Annotated in this window: 20 protein-coding genes and 1 pseudogene; 12 read left to right on the forward strand and 9 right to left on the reverse strand. The window is 34.9% G+C overall.

The genetic code is table 11. The features are described from left to right. Nucleotides 1–9: 9 nt before the first annotated feature. The gene (locus ACE1TG_RS00615) at nucleotides 10–186 is read right to left on the reverse strand and encodes a YqzE family protein (protein ID WP_375050422.1); all 177 of its coding nucleotides are present in this window, start codon (nucleotides 184–186) and stop codon (nucleotides 10–12) included. Between the two features lie 391 nt (nucleotides 187–577). Next, nucleotides 578–1,072 (reverse strand): shikimate kinase, encoded by a 495-nt coding sequence (locus ACE1TG_RS00620; RefSeq protein ID WP_375050423.1) that lies wholly within the window; start codon nucleotides 1,070–1,072, stop codon nucleotides 578–580. Between the two features lie 92 nt (nucleotides 1,073–1,164). Between ACE1TG_RS00620 and comGA the strand changes: the two genes are divergently transcribed. The 10 genes and pseudogenes from comGA (at nucleotide 1,165) to ACE1TG_RS00670 (ending at nucleotide 6,172) form a co-directional block, all read left to right on the forward strand. After that, entirely contained in the window at nucleotides 1,165–2,181 is a 1,017-nt protein-coding gene (comGA, locus tag ACE1TG_RS00625) for a competence type IV pilus ATPase ComGA (RefSeq protein ID WP_375050424.1), read from the forward strand. Next, the gene (locus ACE1TG_RS00630; protein WP_375050425.1) at nucleotides 2,138–3,193 is read left to right on the forward strand and encodes a type II secretion system F family protein; all 1,056 of its coding nucleotides are present in this window, start codon (nucleotides 2,138–2,140) and stop codon (nucleotides 3,191–3,193) included. Before comGA ends, ACE1TG_RS00630 begins: the two co-directional genes overlap by 44 nt. Nucleotides 3,194–3,206: 13 nt before the next feature. Further along, a complete protein-coding gene (comGC, locus tag ACE1TG_RS00635) occupies nucleotides 3,207–3,533 on the forward strand; it encodes a competence type IV pilus major pilin ComGC (protein ID WP_375050426.1) in 327 nt (108 codons plus the stop codon). Next, on the forward strand, nucleotides 3,530–3,964 hold the full coding sequence (gene comGD / locus ACE1TG_RS00640; RefSeq protein ID WP_375050427.1) for a competence type IV pilus minor pilin ComGD: 435 nt from the start codon (nucleotides 3,530–3,532) through the stop codon (nucleotides 3,962–3,964). Before comGC ends, comGD begins: the two co-directional genes overlap by 4 nt. Then, nucleotides 3,951–3,995 (forward strand): annotated as a pseudogene (locus ACE1TG_RS00645) (prepilin-type N-terminal cleavage/methylation domain-containing protein); the annotation flags it as partial. The gene comGD and the pseudogene ACE1TG_RS00645, both read left to right, overlap by 14 nt. A gap of 12 nt (nucleotides 3,996–4,007) precedes the next feature. Then, complete coding sequence (locus ACE1TG_RS00650; protein WP_375050740.1) at nucleotides 4,008–4,292, forward strand: hypothetical protein; 285 nt, start codon at nucleotides 4,008–4,010, stop codon at nucleotides 4,290–4,292. Continuing rightward, a complete protein-coding gene (locus tag ACE1TG_RS00655) occupies nucleotides 4,240–4,689 on the forward strand; it encodes a competence type IV pilus minor pilin ComGF (protein WP_375050428.1) in 450 nt (149 codons plus the stop codon). The genes ACE1TG_RS00650 and ACE1TG_RS00655 overlap by 53 nt, the downstream gene beginning before the upstream one ends. Then, entirely contained in the window at nucleotides 4,661–5,029 is a 369-nt protein-coding gene (locus ACE1TG_RS00660; protein WP_375050429.1) for a hypothetical protein, read from the forward strand. The genes ACE1TG_RS00655 and ACE1TG_RS00660 overlap by 29 nt, the downstream gene beginning before the upstream one ends. 127 nt (nucleotides 5,030–5,156) lie before the next feature. Beyond that, nucleotides 5,157–5,855 (forward strand): helix-turn-helix transcriptional regulator, encoded by a 699-nt coding sequence (locus ACE1TG_RS00665; protein ID WP_375050430.1) that lies wholly within the window; start codon nucleotides 5,157–5,159, stop codon nucleotides 5,853–5,855. Nucleotides 5,856–5,929: 74 nt separating this feature from the next. Then, nucleotides 5,930–6,172: a DUF2626 domain-containing protein gene (locus ACE1TG_RS00670; protein WP_375050431.1), complete on the forward strand. Its 243-nt coding sequence runs from the start codon at nucleotides 5,930–5,932 to the stop codon at nucleotides 6,170–6,172. A 627-nt stretch (nucleotides 6,173–6,799) separates the two neighbouring features. Here the strand turns inward: ACE1TG_RS00670 and ACE1TG_RS00675 are convergent. After that, nucleotides 6,800–7,423 (reverse strand): MBL fold metallo-hydrolase, encoded by a 624-nt coding sequence (locus ACE1TG_RS00675; protein ID WP_375050432.1) that lies wholly within the window; start codon nucleotides 7,421–7,423, stop codon nucleotides 6,800–6,802. 169 nt (nucleotides 7,424–7,592) lie between these two features. Here ACE1TG_RS00675 and ACE1TG_RS00680 point away from each other — a divergent pair, with 169 nt between their 5' ends. Then, complete coding sequence (locus ACE1TG_RS00680; RefSeq protein ID WP_375050433.1) at nucleotides 7,593–7,760, forward strand: DUF2759 family protein; 168 nt, start codon at nucleotides 7,593–7,595, stop codon at nucleotides 7,758–7,760. A gap of 329 nt (nucleotides 7,761–8,089) precedes the next feature. Here ACE1TG_RS00680 and ACE1TG_RS00685 read toward each other — a convergent pair whose 3' ends face one another. The 4 genes from ACE1TG_RS00685 to ACE1TG_RS00700 all read right to left on the reverse strand — a co-directional run bounded on the left by ACE1TG_RS00685 (nucleotide 8,090) and on the right by ACE1TG_RS00700 (nucleotide 12,936). Further along, on the reverse strand, nucleotides 8,090–9,994 hold the full coding sequence (locus ACE1TG_RS00685) for an LTA synthase family protein (protein WP_375050434.1): 1,905 nt from the start codon (nucleotides 9,992–9,994) through the stop codon (nucleotides 8,090–8,092). Nucleotides 9,995–10,223: 229 nt separating this feature from the next. Further along, nucleotides 10,224–11,195, reverse strand: a complete 972-nt coding sequence (locus ACE1TG_RS00690; protein WP_375050435.1) for an ROK family glucokinase — start codon at nucleotides 11,193–11,195, stop codon at nucleotides 10,224–10,226. Next, nucleotides 11,195–11,407 (reverse strand): YqgQ family protein, encoded by a 213-nt coding sequence (locus ACE1TG_RS00695; RefSeq protein ID WP_375050436.1) that lies wholly within the window; start codon nucleotides 11,405–11,407, stop codon nucleotides 11,195–11,197. Before ACE1TG_RS00695 ends, ACE1TG_RS00690 begins: the two co-directional genes overlap by 1 nt. A 71-nt stretch (nucleotides 11,408–11,478) precedes the next feature. Continuing rightward, on the reverse strand, nucleotides 11,479–12,936 hold the full coding sequence (locus ACE1TG_RS00700) for a spore germination protein (protein WP_375050437.1): 1,458 nt from the start codon (nucleotides 12,934–12,936) through the stop codon (nucleotides 11,479–11,481). A gap of 133 nt (nucleotides 12,937–13,069) precedes the next feature. Between ACE1TG_RS00700 and ACE1TG_RS00705 the strand changes: the two genes are divergently transcribed. Beyond that, the gene (locus ACE1TG_RS00705; RefSeq protein WP_375050438.1) at nucleotides 13,070–13,933 is read left to right on the forward strand and encodes a hypothetical protein; all 864 of its coding nucleotides are present in this window, start codon (nucleotides 13,070–13,072) and stop codon (nucleotides 13,931–13,933) included. Between the two features lie 202 nt (nucleotides 13,934–14,135). Here ACE1TG_RS00705 and ACE1TG_RS00710 read toward each other — a convergent pair whose 3' ends face one another. Together ACE1TG_RS00710 and ACE1TG_RS00715 are read right to left on the reverse strand one after the other, a co-directional pair. Next, nucleotides 14,136–15,677, reverse strand: a complete 1,542-nt coding sequence (locus tag ACE1TG_RS00710; RefSeq protein ID WP_375050439.1) for a rhomboid family intramembrane serine protease — start codon at nucleotides 15,675–15,677, stop codon at nucleotides 14,136–14,138. Between the two features lie 410 nt (nucleotides 15,678–16,087). Next, nucleotides 16,088–17,104 (reverse strand): ThiF family adenylyltransferase, encoded by a 1,017-nt coding sequence (locus tag ACE1TG_RS00715; RefSeq protein ID WP_375050440.1) that lies wholly within the window; start codon nucleotides 17,102–17,104, stop codon nucleotides 16,088–16,090. Nucleotides 17,105–17,109 lie beyond the last annotated feature (5 nt).

Genomic DNA, 17,109 nt, shown 5'->3' on the forward strand with positions numbered 1-17,109 from the left:
TGCCTGTTATTAGTTCTTTTTTAAGAATAACTTAAAAGCAAATGGTAAAACTCCTAGCCACCTGGATGAACAAACTGGTGGCTCCGTTTTATGCTGTGACTTTCTCAATTTCTTTTCTTCCGGTGGAGTGTCAATATATGCTGTGAACTGTTCTGTCATATACTTTACATATTCATTTCCAGACATAATATCCACCTCTCTTCATTTAGGTACTATTATTATCTTTTACAAACTGCCTAAATTTATTCCTTTGAATAATTTCATAATTCGAAAATAAAGAAGTAAATCCAACTTTTAGTATATGTACTAGACATGTTTATTTCCACTGCAGGTGGACACTTTCACCCTCTGTATACAAGTGCGACATACACAGTACCTTCTATGCCCCAATTCTGACTGGCTTGAGCCTCCTCCTGCTATCGTGCTCCAAGGTCCTAAAGCTCGTGCTATTCCGCCGCCCGCAGTGAAAATCAACGATAGTGGTACGTTGAATTAACGAACGGGAAATCATTAGTTCGCAAAACTGTTCGGATAAATGATGATGATTAGTATTTATGAAATTGACCCTTTTATCAATTCATTCGAATAACACTTTAATTTCCCCAGCAATTTCCCTAGCTGATTTATTGTCTGTATGAATTATTTTGTCAGCGTTTTCCTCATATAACTTCTCTCGTCTATTAAATAAAATTTTCTTTTCCTTCACATTTTGACTCCATAATGGTCTTAATTGGTCATCTTCTAACCGCTTAGCGATTTCCTCAAAAGAAGTATTCAGGTAAATGACAATTCCATTTTCCTTCATAAAAAGAGTATTTTCTTCCTTTTCCACAATTCCCCCACCTGTTGATATGATGTGATTTAGTGAAGGTGTTTTCTTAAGGACTTCAGACTCATACTTCCGAAACGTACCTTCACCATCACTTTGAAAGATAGAAGAAATTGTTTGTCCGTATACTTCCTCCACCAGATGATCAGTATCAATATGTGGCAGACCTAGTATATTACTTAACATTTCACCAATTGTGCTTTTTCCGCTACCCATAAACCCTATTAAGTAAAGTGTTTTCATATTAATAACCCGCCTTAAAAAATATTTTTAAGAAAAAGAAGGAGTTTTGCAAACTGTGTCGAATATAGTCTAATTAAGGAGGTGAGATATTATTGAGCACAGCTTCAAAACTTTCAGAAAAGCTTCTGCAATCTGCTATTACTACCAATGCTTCGGATATTCATTTCTACCCATTCCATGAAAATACTGACATTTATTTCCGTATATTTGGAAAAAGAATCCTGCACAAAACGATACCCATCAACCAGTACCAATTGTTGCTTACTTATTATAAGTTTACATCAGGAATGGATATAGGTGAAGTTCGTAAACCACAGAACGGAACAATTGAACATGATACTATTACTAATCGTTATTCCTTACGATTATCCACGCTTCCCGTTAACCATATAGAAAGCCTTGCCATCCGTATTCTCCCGCAGGAAGATAACCTTACCCTTGAACAGCTCTTTCTTTTTCCAAACCAATTAAAAAAACTTAAAGAATGGATTGCAAATCGTTCTGGCATCATTCTGTTTACAGGTCCAACAGGAAGTGGAAAAACAACAACCCTATACGCCTTGCTTCAAACCATTTTAACAGAGAAATCTTATCAGACCATTACTTTGGAAGATCCAATTGAAAAGGATATAAATGATATTCTGCAGGTCCAAGTAAATGAAAAAGCGGGGATCACCTATCAGACTGGATTAAAAGCTGCACTAAGACATGATCCGGATATCATAATGGTAGGTGAAATAAGGGACAGCTTTACTGCACAGTTTGCTTTTGATGCTTCCTTAACTGGTCATTTAGTTCTCAGCACATTACATGCCAATAATGCATTGGGAACGATTCATCGCTTATTGGAGATGGGTTTAAAACGCTCTGATTTAAAACAATCGCTTATTTCGGTTGCAGCATTACAGTTACTTCCAGTTCAAGTCAATAAAACTACCACTAGACGAGCTGCAGTAATCGAGCTGTTGGATGGAAGTCTGCTGGAAAAGACGCTGGATGGTATTGATATTAGTTCCCTGGAACAATTTCATACATTTCATCATTTACGAAAGAAGGCATTTGCTTATGGATTTATCTCTGAAGAAACTTATTCCTCAACTGGGAAATAGATCACCCAAAAAGGAAGTTCAATTACGATTTTTAAAACGCATGGAAAGGTTATTGGCAAACGGCTATCCACTGATATCTGCTCTTGAAATTATTAATTGGGATAAACAGCTAAAACCCATTTCCAACTCAGTCATCTCTTCCCTAAAGTCTGGCACAACACTTGATCGAGCATTAGAAAAAGAGAACTTCAACCCAATCATCACATCCTACTTATACTTTGTTCGGGATAATGGAAATCTGCAGGCAAACGTTGAGAAATGTATTTCAATGTATGAACAACGCGTCCTTTATGTTAAAAAATTTCAGGAATCAGCACGCTATCCGTTAATATTACTTTTTATATTTTCATTACTGCTGTATTTTGTTAAACAATCCGTTCTCCCTTCCTTTATGGATCTATTTAATAACAATACCGAAACGACTTCAACTGTCATGTTGTCTGTGGCTGTGATTGATTTATTAGTGCGGTTTATAACTGTCCTCGCATTAATGACCGTTCTGTTTCTTATTATCTGGCATATCGTAAAGCACAAAGTCAGTGTTGAAAAACAAATAAAATTTTACAGGGTAATACCTATTTATTATCAATACAAAAGAATGCAAATTTCATTTTTATTTGCCACACATGTTAGTTCATTATTAAAAACAGGGATATCAATAAGGGAAATACTGTCTAACATGTCAGAACAAAACAAACAGCCTGTCCTTTCACATTTTGCCTTATTAATGACCAAAGAGTTGTCAGATGGGGTTTATATTACAAGCTTATTGGCAAACCTGCCACTTCTTGATAATCAGCTATCAACTATTTTTCAAAAAAATGCAGATGTAAATGCACTTGAAAAGGATTTAACAATTTATGCAGAATTACAAACGGAAGAAATACACCGGAGGACCATGAAAGTTATTACCTACCTGCAACCAGCTTTTTTCATCATTTTAGCAAGCTTCATTATTTTTATTTACGTCACACTGATGTGGCCTATGTTTCAGTTAATTAAAACAATATAAGGAGTTGGAAAATTTGTTCAAAAATCAAAAAGGATTCACTTTAATAGAAATGCTGATTGTCCTCATGATAATCTCCGTGCTGATTATTCTAATGGTCCCTAACCTAAGTGACAAGAGCAAGGAAGTCTATGACAAAGGGTGCAATGCTTTGGTATCTGTAGTCCAGGCACAGGTTGATGCGTATTACATCGAAACAAACAGTTATCCAGTTGACCTCGATACTTTGGAAACTGAAGGTTATATTACAGAAGAACAAAAGAAATGTCCTGATGATACTTTCTTGCAGATAACCACCAATACTGATGACAAAGCAATTGTCAGTATCCCCACTGGAACATGATGAACTATAAAAACGGGTTCACCTTAATAGAAGTTCTCTTCGTTCTTTCCGTTTGGTCTGTAATACTGATTTTAAGTGCTCCATTACATTTCTCCATTCTTGAAAAGCAGAAAGAAGCTAATTTCATGAAGACGTTAGAAATGGATTTACTATACATGCAATCCAAATCATATAACTCAAGAAGCTACTTTCGTTTAACCTTTACCGGAAATGAAAGTTATTTCATAGCAGAAGATTACCATATTAAAAGCCTGGTTCAACGAAAAATTCCAGAAGGGTGGAAAATAAATTACCTGACTATGTCATCAATAGCATTTAATAACGAGGGAACTGTTATAGAACCTGGAGCTATTACGATACAAACAAAAAGTAACAAGTATAAAGTTACTTGTCCACTCGGAAAAGGCAGGTGCTACATTGTTAAACAATAAAGGATTTTCTCTGATTGAATCCCTCGTAGCCATAACTCTCCTTATGGTAATTATTTCAACTCTTATTCCAATTACAAATTTATTGCTATACGAAAGAGAAGTACTGCATCATAAACGGCTGTTTTCCAATAAGCTACATGACGAACTGCAGCCATATTTGTGGGATGGTCAAAATAGACTTCCAATTAATTATTCTAAAGAAGTAAATGCTACAACACTCAATTTTAATTTTTCAGCTGAAAACGAATTACTGAAAGGATGTGTAACATGGGAGAATGTTAAAAATAAGACAAATCAGATTTGCCTGTACGGATATTCTGCAAAATGACAAAGCATTTTCCTTTTTATCAGTTATTCTAACTATTTCCATCTTGTTTATAATTGTCCCCTTTACCGGGTACCTTTTAAAAGGGGTTAGTTTCACATCTAATTATGACGAACTTTCATTTCAGCAGTTTTTTTACTTTTTACGAGATGAAGTAATTGAATCAGCCGATATAAAAATTGAACCAACAAGGATCATTCTCAATCAGACCGACGGTTCAGTTGTTACAATTGAACAGTATCAAAATCTGATTAGAAGGAAAGTCGATTCCAAAGGGCATGAAATTTATTTACGCGATGTACAAGCAGTTAAATTTAAGTCTACTGCATACGGTTTTCACGCCACTATCACATCATCAAAAGGTGAGCAATTTGAAAAGACAATTATTATTTACCGGTAGTAGTAAAGGATTTATCCTCCCTTACGTCCTATTTATCATCGCAATTTCGTTAATTATAATTACTGCGAGTATTAATATGTACCAGAATGAAATACAAATAACCCATAATCAGATAAACCAATTGAAAATAGAAACATTACTTCAAATGGCACGAACATCATTTAAGGAAGAAGTATTGCTTGGAAATGATTTGGATAACCCTATACATTATCAATTTCCATATGGCGATGTAGATGTTGAGTATATTGTCTACAATGAAAAAGAATATCTTCTGCTTTTTAGTATTAAAACAGACTCCAACGCTACTTTTTTGATATCCAGTAGACTATGGTTGGAATAATCATTTTAAAATGTGTCATAATACTACCATTAAGTTGTGTACATTTTTTAACAAATAACTTATTTCGCACAATTCATTATTGCTTTTCACTATAATTAAAGTAACAAACATAGTGAGGTGATTATCGGTGGAACAAACACTTAAAGTAACGAATGTGCTTAGTGATCCAACACGATTTAATATTTACCAGTATCTAATTAAACACCATCAGGAAGTTGGTGTTACAGAGGTTGCTGAATTATTCGATATCCACCCAAACGTAGCCAGGCTCCATCTGTCAAAGCTGGAAGATATAAATATTGTCGAATCGTACTCGAAAAAGACTGGCAAAGGAGGACGGCCAAGCAGAGTTTATCGGCTTTCAGATGAGGTAATCGAGCTTAACTTTCCACATCGGGATTATAAACTACTGTCTTCAATCGCATTAGAGTCCTTTGTTGAATTAGGAGAAGCTGGAATACATGCTTTATATCAGACTGGATATAAATATGGGAGTAAGGTAATTGAACGGTATCATAATGGACCCTTGTTTGAGGAACTTACAGAAGAACAAAAAATTAACATATTAGAAGATGCTGGCACAATGCTAGGGATGTATCCGGACTTTCAATATAACCAGGACAGTACTAGCATAACTTTTCAGATAAAAAATTGTCCATTTAAGGAAGTAGCGTCTACAAATCATACAATGGTCTGTAAACTCCACAATAATTTTCTGAAGGGTATGTTTGAAGCATTATTTACGAATGTAGATTTAATTGAAAACGAAAATATGTTTAAAGGATGCGAAAATTGCACTTACGTGGCAAAACTTTCAATTGTTTAATAAGATTTATTTACATTATCCAAATCGTCGTTTATAATAACAATGATAAGGTTACCTAAAAGGAGGGGGAAAACATGGATCGAATGTTTCGAGTCCTTGCTTTTTGGACAGGTATTTTCACAGTAATGTTTTATGTGGGAGATATGCAAAAAACAGCAATACTATTTCTTGTCCAAACGGCATTTTTCCTAACAGTAAGTTATCTGAAATTATCAGAACGCATGTATATGTATTTATTCGGAGCTTATTGTACAGTATTTATGGTTGGTTTTACTTGGTATTCAGAATTCATATTAGTGCCTGGATTCGGGCATTAAAAGAAAAACCCTGCTTACATATAATAATGCAGGGTTTTTTATTTGGCTTCTTTTAGTAAGATAGCTTATCCCAACAACATATTCATATATCCACAGGTTTTAAGAAAACTCTCTGTATTTATGTTTTCACTATTGACATGTTGTTTATATACAATTATAGTGAGAATAGTAGCTTAACTTTTATCCCTAACCAACAAAAGAGCAGAGCACATCCCCCCTAAAGCCCTTCGCTAATGAAGGGCTTTTTTGTTTCTTTCTAGAGAAACTATAAAATTTGAGCGCTGTATATAACTCACTAAGCTATCTAGCGACGGTCCAGCTTCAGCGACAAGCGCAACTTCCCTCACCTTCGTACGATAAATCAACATCGGCTCACATTGGTCGCCGTGTTTCCTTTTCGCTTTCCAAGCATAGGATTCATCTTGACTTTCGCCATCATTGGCGATAAGTCAAGTTCATCTAATCTCAGGGAAAAGGAAGACCGACTAAGTCAGCCGATTTGCACGGCAACGTCGATCTACCCGCGATGCGCTGAGCACAGTCCATACGGCGCTGAACAGGCGCTTGAGCTTTTGTTTTTGCTTAGACCGCATATACTGTTTAAATTTGACACGTTTTAAAAACTTATTAGTTAGAGAAAAAAGGATTATTCTGCTTCTCTTCTCCAATTGTTGTTGCTGGTCCATGACCAGGACAAACAATATAAGATTCCTGCAATGTATATAGATTGTTACGTATACTTTGTTCAAGCTGCCTAATATCTCCACCTGGCAAATCTGTTCTGCCTATACCTTTGTTAAATAGTACGTCACCACTAACAACGTGTCCTTGCTCATGAAATATGAAACTAACACTGCCTGGTGAATGTCCAGGTGTATGTATTATTTCAAACTTTATTGCGCCTAACTGTAAATTTCCTGGAATTAAATAATGCTCTGCACCTTTCGTTTTTATCTCGCTCCCGGTAAATAGCATCGATCCATTTAACTTTGGATTCTCAAGCCACGTTGCTTCCTCTTCATGAATGTATACATCGATGTCATAGTAATTCCTAACTTTACTAACTCCACCAATATGATCAAAATGTGCATGGGTTAGCAAAATAGCTTTCGGTGTGAGTTTCTCGTCACTTAAATACGTTATAATTTTCTCTGGATCACCACTGGGATCAATTACTATTGCATCGTTATCGTTGTGTACGATATAACAGTTCGTTCCTAATGGACCTAAGGACATGCTTTTAAAATTCATTATTACCCTCCTGAATATTTGTTCACGAAATTCACTATAATATAACTCGACAAAACCCATTTTATACTATAAAATAAGAATAGGAAATAGCTTGTTACATAATAATAAATTGAAGAACTTATAGTAATTATCACAATCAAAGAAAGTTCATAAGGAGGATATTTTCAAAATGATTTTAGCAGTAATACTTTTACTTGTTACTCTGTTGTCAGTAGTATCAGTAATACGCCAATTGAAGATCAAAAATGTATTCGCACTTGGTTTCTCTGCCATTTCTGCACTAACTTTTGGCTTCTTCTCAGTTGCGACGATAATTTCCGAAATAGGAAGTATATAAATTAGGCAACTAGACTTTTTGTTAAAGGGGTTATATGAAGGCATATTTTGCTTTCTCCTCCTAAGGACTCCTTTTAATTAGAAATGCAAATAGTTTAGTTACATTAATGTAATAGGTAAAAAAAATGTTTATACTTTCTTAACTGTTAATTAAAACTAACTCTGGTAGTTAGTTTTTTTATTTGGAAAAAGCGCAAATGTCTGTTCGAACATTATAATCGTATGGAGGTTCGGAAATCCATTTATCCACAGCACACATATTTTAGAGCCTATTTAAAGCCTATAAGCAATAAAAAGCTGATCCATTAGATGGATCAGCTTTTTATTTACTTATTTGCTTTTTGAAAAGTCCATAAATCTGAATAGGTCCCCATAAATAATTTCATCTGAGTATCCTAATTCTTTTTCTACTTTCTTCTTAATTGGCTTACATGCGGACTCTGTTTTACTTTCATCAGTTTCATTCTCATTTGGTTCAACAGGCTCTCCAGTTTTTCGATTATAGCAGATACCGCTTGTCGAGATATATTTTTGACTAATAAAATCTCCATTTCGTAATGCTATATAACCCTTGCGATCTTTCCGGAACATGTCGTTACCGAAGTATATATCATTTTTTGTTGATATACCCAGCATGTGTAATAATGTTGGCTTTATATCTATTTGACCAGTTACTTGAGACATAACTTTTCCATCTTCATGTCCTGGTATATGAATGAACATTGGTACTTCCTGTAGTTGTACATGATCATAAGGTGTTATCTTATCTTTACCTAAATACTTACTCATCGCTTTATTATGATTTTCACTAATACCATAGTGATCTCCCATAATCACAATGACGGAATCTTTATACAATCCAGCATCTTTTAACTGCTTAAAGAATTTTTTAATCGCTTCATCAGTATACCGGACTGTTGGAAAATAATTATTTAGCGTAGCGGAATTTGAGTCATATTTATCAATTGAACTATCTTCTTCACTTAATTCAAATGGAAAGTGATTTGTTAGTGTAATAAACTTAGAATAAAACGGCTGTTCCATTGTCTGTAAATACTTAATGGACTGTTCAAAGAACGGTTTATCTTTCAGACCCCATCCAATCGAATTCTCTTTATTGACTTCATATGCTTTTTCACCATAAAAATGATCGAATCCTAAGCTATTATACATTTGATCCCGATTCCAAAAGCTTTTATTATTCGAGTGAAAAACTGACGTGTAATATCCTTCTTCGTTAAGGATTTCTGGCATCGCGTTATACTCATTCTGACCATGTGTAAAGAATACTGCACCTCTAGATAATGGATAAAGTGAATTTTCGGTCAGAAATTCGGAGTCAGAGGTCTTTCCCTGTTGTGTCTGATGATAAAAGTTTTCAAAATAATAGGTACTTTCATCATTAACTAAACTGTTTAAGAACGGTGTTATCTCTTCACCATTTACTTTATTATTTATCACAAAGTTCTGCACAGATTCTGCCGAAATGAAGATAACATTCTTATCTTCTGCAATACCATATAACGGTGACTTGCTATCATTTTGAACATTTTCATTTACATACTCTTTGATTTCAGGCAGTTGATTGCCATCTGCAAAGACTCGCTGCGTTTTCACTTTTGAATGTACCGCTAAATCATAAACGTGATAATTGAATAACCCAATATTTTTCACTAAATATTCACGGTCAAACGCGCGAGTGAATAATTGAGGTCTTTCCATTTCAGCTAAGAAAAAGTTCCCTGCAAGCAGCATTAATGACATTGCTAATGCAAATACTCTTCCACTTTTTGGATAGTTTACAGACATAGTATCAGGCTTTTTCTTACTTAAATACCAAATAATTGCTACATCGATAATAAACAAAATATCGTAAACTTCAATCAACGTAAAAATACTTGAACCCAAGTCACCCATATTACTTGCCTGGAATAACTGTGGAATTGTTATAAAATCAGTAAAAGAACGGTAGAAAACAAGATTAAAATATACAATAAGTGTTCCAATTAATGTTGTATAACGCAAAAACTTCATTTGTCGGGACTGCTTTTTAAACCATACACTTATTGAAAAGAATAAAAAAGCAGAAACAAATGGATTTATGAACAGGATGAATTCCTGCATCGTGTTTTCCAATTCAATACTAAATAAAAATCGATATATAAAATAAGTCTTTAACCCAAATAATAAGGTTGCAATTATAAATAAAGGCATTTTGACTCGTTTAAAGTTCATTTTTGTTCCTCCTACAATAAAACATTTATCATCTTATTTCTTTCACTATCTATACTTATTCATTTAATCTAATACCCGTAACCACATTTTTGAAACGTGGCAAATGCCCTACACTACTATATGACGTTTTTCTTTATCAAAAAGTTTCATAGAATTTACATCTTTTTTATATTAGCAGTAAGCAACTAACAAATTATTATAATAATAGAAGACTTATAAAAAGTAAAGGTTAAAATGCAGTATTATTTAATTTTTGTTTTACTAAATAGGCCGCACCAATAATCCCAGCGTCATTCCCAAGCTGAGCAACTTTTAATTCGCAAATTTTACTTACTCTGTCCAATGCATATTCGCGAAAAGTCTTATCTATACTATTTATAAACCCTTCTCCAGCTTTTGAAACACCGCCGCCTACAAGAATTTTAGAGGGATTTATTATTGTTGCAAGATTTGCAATTACTAAACCGAGAACATCAGCAGTATAGTCAATAATTTCCTTGCTTAAGGTATCACCATGATTTGCTAATTCGAAAATATCTTTCGTCGTTATACTTTCATTCTCCTGATAAAAGGAAGCTAAACGGCTTGTTGGATCTATTTTAATTTTATTCTTAGCTTGTCGAACCATGCCAGTTGCTGATGCAATAGTTTCTAAGCAACCTCTGCGGCCACAATTGCATAGATAGCCATTTTCTTCAACGGTAATATGACCAATCTCGCCTGCTGTTCCATTTTCACCATTTAAAATAGTACCGTTGGCAATTATTCCGCCTCCTACCCCTGTTCCAAGGGTAATAGCGATAAGATTTCTTGCTTGCTCACCTGCACCAAGCCAATTTTCGCCAAGTACTGCAATGTTTGCATCATTCTGTACATATACAGGTAATTTGGAAATTGCCTTTAGTTCTCTGGCTATTTCTATGTTTTTCCATCCTATGTTTACTGCTTCATACACACTTCCTGAATCCTCGTGTATGAAGCCTGGAGCACCCAGTCCAATTCCGGAAAAGGTTTTTTCGTTAAACTGGCCTGAATCAATTTTCTGTCTCACAGAGTTCCAAATATCTGTCAGAATTGAAGTACCGTTGTTAGTAACATTAGTTGGAATCTCCCACTTATCTAAGATATTCCCTGCTTCATTTAATATGCCAATTTTTATTGTTGTGCCACCAACATCTACACCTATAATGTTTTGATCCATTAGGAACCCTCTCCTTTTTTATCCCGTACCCGTGATGCTTCTTGTCTAAGGAGTAGTAAGGCCATCTGGTATTCGTTAGTTTCAATAAATTGCGCCTGATATAGTTCTTTGACTTCGGCTTCCATTAGTTCAAGATCTGCTAATCGATCACCAGTATATATAATCGTTCCAAATCTTTTCAATAACTGTTGTATATCATAAATAGTTTCCATTTAAATCACCATTTATAATTATACCAAAGTGTGGTGAAATAAGGAACAACAAAAAACCAGATCGAAACTATTTAACGATCTGGGTCCTTTGGATGTAAAAATACTGGTCTTCTATTTTTCAATGGCATAGGTGATCGCAGGAATACATCACGAAATGCCCGATAAGAAAAAGGCAGTAACGGCCAAAAATAAGCAGTTTTGAACGAGTATATTCGTACTAAATACAGAATCCATAGAGTAATTCCAACTGCATATCCAATTGCTCCAAAAGATGCTGTTACTAACAGTAAAAACATTCGAATCAATCGATTTGCCAAACTCAATTCATAACTTGGTGTTGCATAAGTACCTATTGCTGCCACTGCTAAGTAAAGAACAACCTCACTTGAGAATAGCCCAACTTCTACTGCCACCTGCCCCATTAATATGGCAGCAACCAGCCCAAGTGCCGTTGCTAAAGACGATGGTGTATGAATTGCTGCCAATCGCAGCATATCAATTCCTACCTCAGCCACTAAAAATTGTACGATTAAGGGAATGGTTCCAGGTTCCGACGGACCAATATATTCCAAACCTGTCGGTAAAAATTCTGGACTAACAGAAAAAAGATAATAAAGCGGTAATATGAAAATTGATACAAAAACTGCAATAAATCGAACAAATCGTAAATACGCACCAACCATTGGTTTTTGTCTGTAGTCTTCTGCATGCTGCAAATGATGCCAATAGGTCGCGGGTGTAATCATTACACTGGGAGATCCATCGATAATAATGAGCACATGACCCTCATACAAATGAGCTGCTGCTGTGTCAGGTCTTTCCGTATACCTGACAGTCGGATATGGATTCCAATGTCGACCACTGATAAACTCCTCAATGGTCTTTTCTGCCATTGGCAAACCATCAGTATCTATCATTTTTAATACTTCTTTCAATTTCTCAACGCGATCTTGATCTGCGATATCGTCAAGGTAACAGATACAGACATCTGTCATGGACCTTCTGCCAATTTGCAGGTATTCCATACGTAACGATCGATCGCGTACCCTTCTCCTTGTAAGAGCAGTATTAAAAACAATCGTTTCAACATAACCATCTCGGGAACCGCGCACAACCCTTTCCAAATCTGGTTCGGCTGGGGCCCTTACAGGGTATGTCCTTGCATCAATCATGATTACTTCATCGATACCTTCAACAATTAATGCTGCTGGACCACCAAGTACTTGATCAGCTATCTTGTTTAAATCTTTAAGCCGACCTATTTCGATATAGGGGATGTATGTTTTAAAAAGTTTTGTTAAAGGGTCAGGTTCCAACTGCTCGGGTTCCAGCTGTGCCAATAGCTTCATAATATAGTGCATAATCTCATCTTTAGCAAATCCGTCAATTAAAAATAAAGCCATTTTTCTTCCTGCATACTCTAAATCCAAATAAATTACATCGAAACTTTTATCAACAGCCAACCTGTCTTTCATATAATCAACATTTTTTTGAAACGAGGAAAATAACGATTGTTTTTCTCTCTCCATAAATTCATCACCCTTAAATAGAATCTATAAATAGTTTGTTACAAGTCATTTATTCTATTCCCAAATAAGCATAAACAGTTGTCCAAGCTCATACATTTTATTTTAAGTGGAAACAAAAAGGGTGATAACAGAAATGAAAAAACGGCTTTTAATTTACATCGGAATTTTTTTAATATTTTTACCAGTATTTATATACATCATGCAGGAAGAGACTGTTCCAACTATTACGTTTTTTCCTATGGATGAAGAGACAAGCTTTGATAAGGCGAATACTCGTCTTGAAATGATAACTGAGAAAACCAATGACTCCTATGAGATAATATGGGAGAGTGAGTCAAAAAGTGATAAAGAAATTTACCTCAGGCAAGATGCTTCGTTAATATTCAATAATGGCATGTTAAGAGGTATTCGAAGCAAATGGATGGAAGATACCGATAGAATTGAAACAAAAGAGAAAATTTATGGTGAGGATAGCAGCTATTTTCAAGCTATATCCTATCATCATGGGGAAGTTCATTATCCAGACGACCAGATTAAAAGCATTCACAAAATGACATATGATCAATTGTATGTAATTGATTCGCCGAACACTGCTCTAGAATCTTTTAAGACACCGAATAACAAATATGAAACCGAGTGGGCAACATTACTTGACCATACAACACATCAGCAATTATTATATTCATGGAAATTGCTCATCCGACATTTTGATATTGATGGAGAATTGTACCTTTCAGTTCCACTTACACAGCTTTACCAATATAATGATACCCCCCTTCCATCACTAACCCAAAAACAAACGAATCAAATTATTGGTCAACTTTGGGAAGGTATCTATAAAAATTATATTATTAATGCTAAGAACATAGAGAAAAATAAGTTAAAAAGTTATGTTCCCCTAATACTGTTTGACAAACAGAATAAACATTTAATCGTTTTATATGAAATTAACGGTAAAAAGGAAAGACTGATTCAGCAGTATCCTGAATTTCAATAAAGTAGCTGTGATAAAAGTATTTAAGTCAAAAATCCGAACTATGATTCAAATTCTTGAGATAGAATTAGTAGAGATTTTTAGTTATGCCCCAGCCTCATTTAATTAGTTATTTTAGTACGTTTTGTAGATTTTTAATGCAATTGATATAAATTTTTGCGTATTTTGGAAAATACAACCATTTGAAAACTGTCCTCTGTTCGTTTTATTGATCGATAATCTGTTCATAAAGCCTTTTAATATCATCACTGTCCGGTTTAATTTCATATGCCTCCCTAATGCGCTCTTGTGCTTTATTTTCCTGTCCTTTATTATAGTACAAAACCGCTAAATTAAAATGTGCTTCAGCAAATTCATCATTCATCTGTATTGCAGACTCCAAATCATCGATTGCCAAATCAACCTCGTTTAGCTTCACATAAGCATAAGACCTTTGAAACAATAATATATCTGCAAGATCCTCAGAATTCCTTAAACCAATTGTAGTAACCTCGACTATTTCTTCATAATCCGGAACTGATGCTAACTGTTCCACTTTCAACAACTGATAAGAAGGGCTGTTCAGGTTATGTTGAGTTCCGAATATTATCAATCCCAAGATAATAACTGCGTAGAGAATGAATGCAAAAAGCTGCATTGACAACTTTCTCCTCTGAGGTAAATGCAGAATCGCTGAAGCGACAAATCCAGATATTAATCCTCCCAAATGTGCTCCATTATCAACTTGAGGTACCATGAATCCAAATACAAGGTTTATTCCAATTATTATAAGCAAGCTTTTACCCATCGTTTGAAAGAATATTTTTTTATGTATTAATCCAAAGAATAATAGTGCACCAAAGAGCCCGAATAATGCACCAGAAGCACCAGCTGAGATGTTAGTGGTGAATGCAAAACTGGCCAACCCACCGCCTATACCTGCTAAAAAATATACAAGAATAGATCGGGTTGAACCATAAATTCGTTCAACAGCTGCACCAAGATAATAAACAGCAAACATATTCATAATTAAGTGCAGAAACCCAATATGAAGGAACATAGAGGTAATAATTCGCCACCACTCACCATTTTCAATAATGGCAGGATTATATTTTGCTCCAAACTCAATTAGAGTTTCTGTAGATTTACTGCCCCCATTCAGTTCAAGCAATAGAAAAACCAAAATATTAATACCTAGTAAAAAGTAGGTTAAAAATGGTTTCCCATTCGAGAATAAGCTTTCCGCCTCATTTTTTTTATTTTTCAGAGTAGTATCCAATTGCGATTTATAATATTCAACCTGTTCTTCCATATCCAGTTCCGAATCATCATCTGAAATAGTTACACTTGAACTGCCAATTGCATCCTGCAGACGAGATTGTTCAGCAGCTTTTTCTGCCTCTGACAAATAATATACTTTCATTTTCAATGGATTCTTTTCATTCAGCTGCATTGGTTTCTTAAGTATATTCCAATCATCTACCGGTGAATGAGTAGAAATATATACATTATGTATTTCAATATGTTTACCCAGAAAGAAATGTTTCATAGCTTTTGCTTTTTGAAAAACGGTTCTTATATCTTTTTTTAAATGATTTTTCCAGTCAAAACCTCTATGTAATAAGCGAACCACATATGACGTTTTATTTTCATATTTTTCGAGCCATATTTCCTGGCCACTTTCATTTATATGCAGTATTTCAAAGTCGTCTTTTGCAACTAGACTATGTGCTAATTTATAAAACGTATATTGCTCAGATAAGTACATTCGCTTTCCTCCCTGAAACCATCTTACCAAAAATAAACTTATTTTTCTTTTAGCAGTACTGCATAAGTATTGCTTCGACTTGGCAATAAGCCAAGTTTTCTAATTATATAGTAAAAGAAGCTGTTGCAGAACAGCTTCTTTTTTAAAATATATGCTTTAGTTTGGTTGTCGACTAAACAGGCCGGGTAATATTTTGTTACGTATTGCTGGCATGTTCATTGTAATCATAACTGCAATCCGACGGAGGAAACTAATTGCTAACAACGTGTTTACGATTCTATATCTCCATTTAAAGACCATTGTCACTACGGTCAATAAAAATGTAAGAACTAAAAAGATTCTCATCCTGACACCCTTTTCTGCTAATGAAGTTGTTATTAATTGTTTTCAAAATGGAGTGATTTTATGCATCAGGATCCAATATAACGGTCATACCAAATTCTTGCTTGAACAGGGTCTTCAGTACCTTGTACAAGAACACGCCCATCTGCGAAGATGACAAGATTAATAGTTTCATGAAAAGCTGCCTTTAATAAAAATGGTGTTCGCTGTACTGTAGCTACTTTAGCTAATTGTTTTTCCCAGTATTCCAAATCCATGCTTGATTTGTGGTGGATTTGAACCGTATCCCGTCCGCATAATACAACTTCACTGTTTTGTGCTGTTTTTTGTAACGCTGGATATTCATTCTTTTGACATGTGCGGCAGCTTGGATCAGGGTTTGATAATTTCATGTCATATTGCTGGTTATACCATATATCAACTGTTTTTAGCGTATGTCGTAAATTATCTTTATTACCAGTTAAAAACTTTATTGTTTCGGTAGTTTGTAAAGAAGAAATCATATCAACTGCCGGTGAAATCACGCCGACTGTGTCACATGTATGGCCACTTCCGGTACCTTCGTTTGTAATACAACGTAAGCAGGGAGTCTCATTGGGAATGAAGAATGCAGTCATACCTCTTGAACTGACAACCCCACCATATGAGAATGGGATATTATGTTTAAAACAGGCATCGTTTAAAAGATAACGTGTAGAAAAATTATCTGTACCATCTAATACTACATCAATGCCTTTTATTAATTCGTTTATATTTTCATTTGTAGCATTACCTACAATTGCTTCAATCGAAACAGTACTATTCATTTTTTCCAGTTTATTTTTTGCAGCAACAGCTTTAGGCATTGCCTGTTTAGCATCATCTTCATCAAAAAGCATTTGGCGCTGCAAATTACTTAGTTCAACATAGTCACGGTCTATCAGACGCAATCGACCAATACCCGCTCTAACAAGATGATTACATATAACAGTACCCAGTGCACCAGCACCAACAACGAGTACGGTGCTGTTTGCCAACTTTTCCTGTCCTGCTTCTCGTATTGGAGCAAATAACATTTGCCGGGAATAGCGTGTCGAATCTACCATTACAT

The organism is Virgibacillus sp. JSM 102003 (genome assembly GCF_041949995.1).
Taxonomy (GTDB): Bacteria; Bacillota; Bacilli; order Bacillales; family Amphibacillaceae; genus Lentibacillus.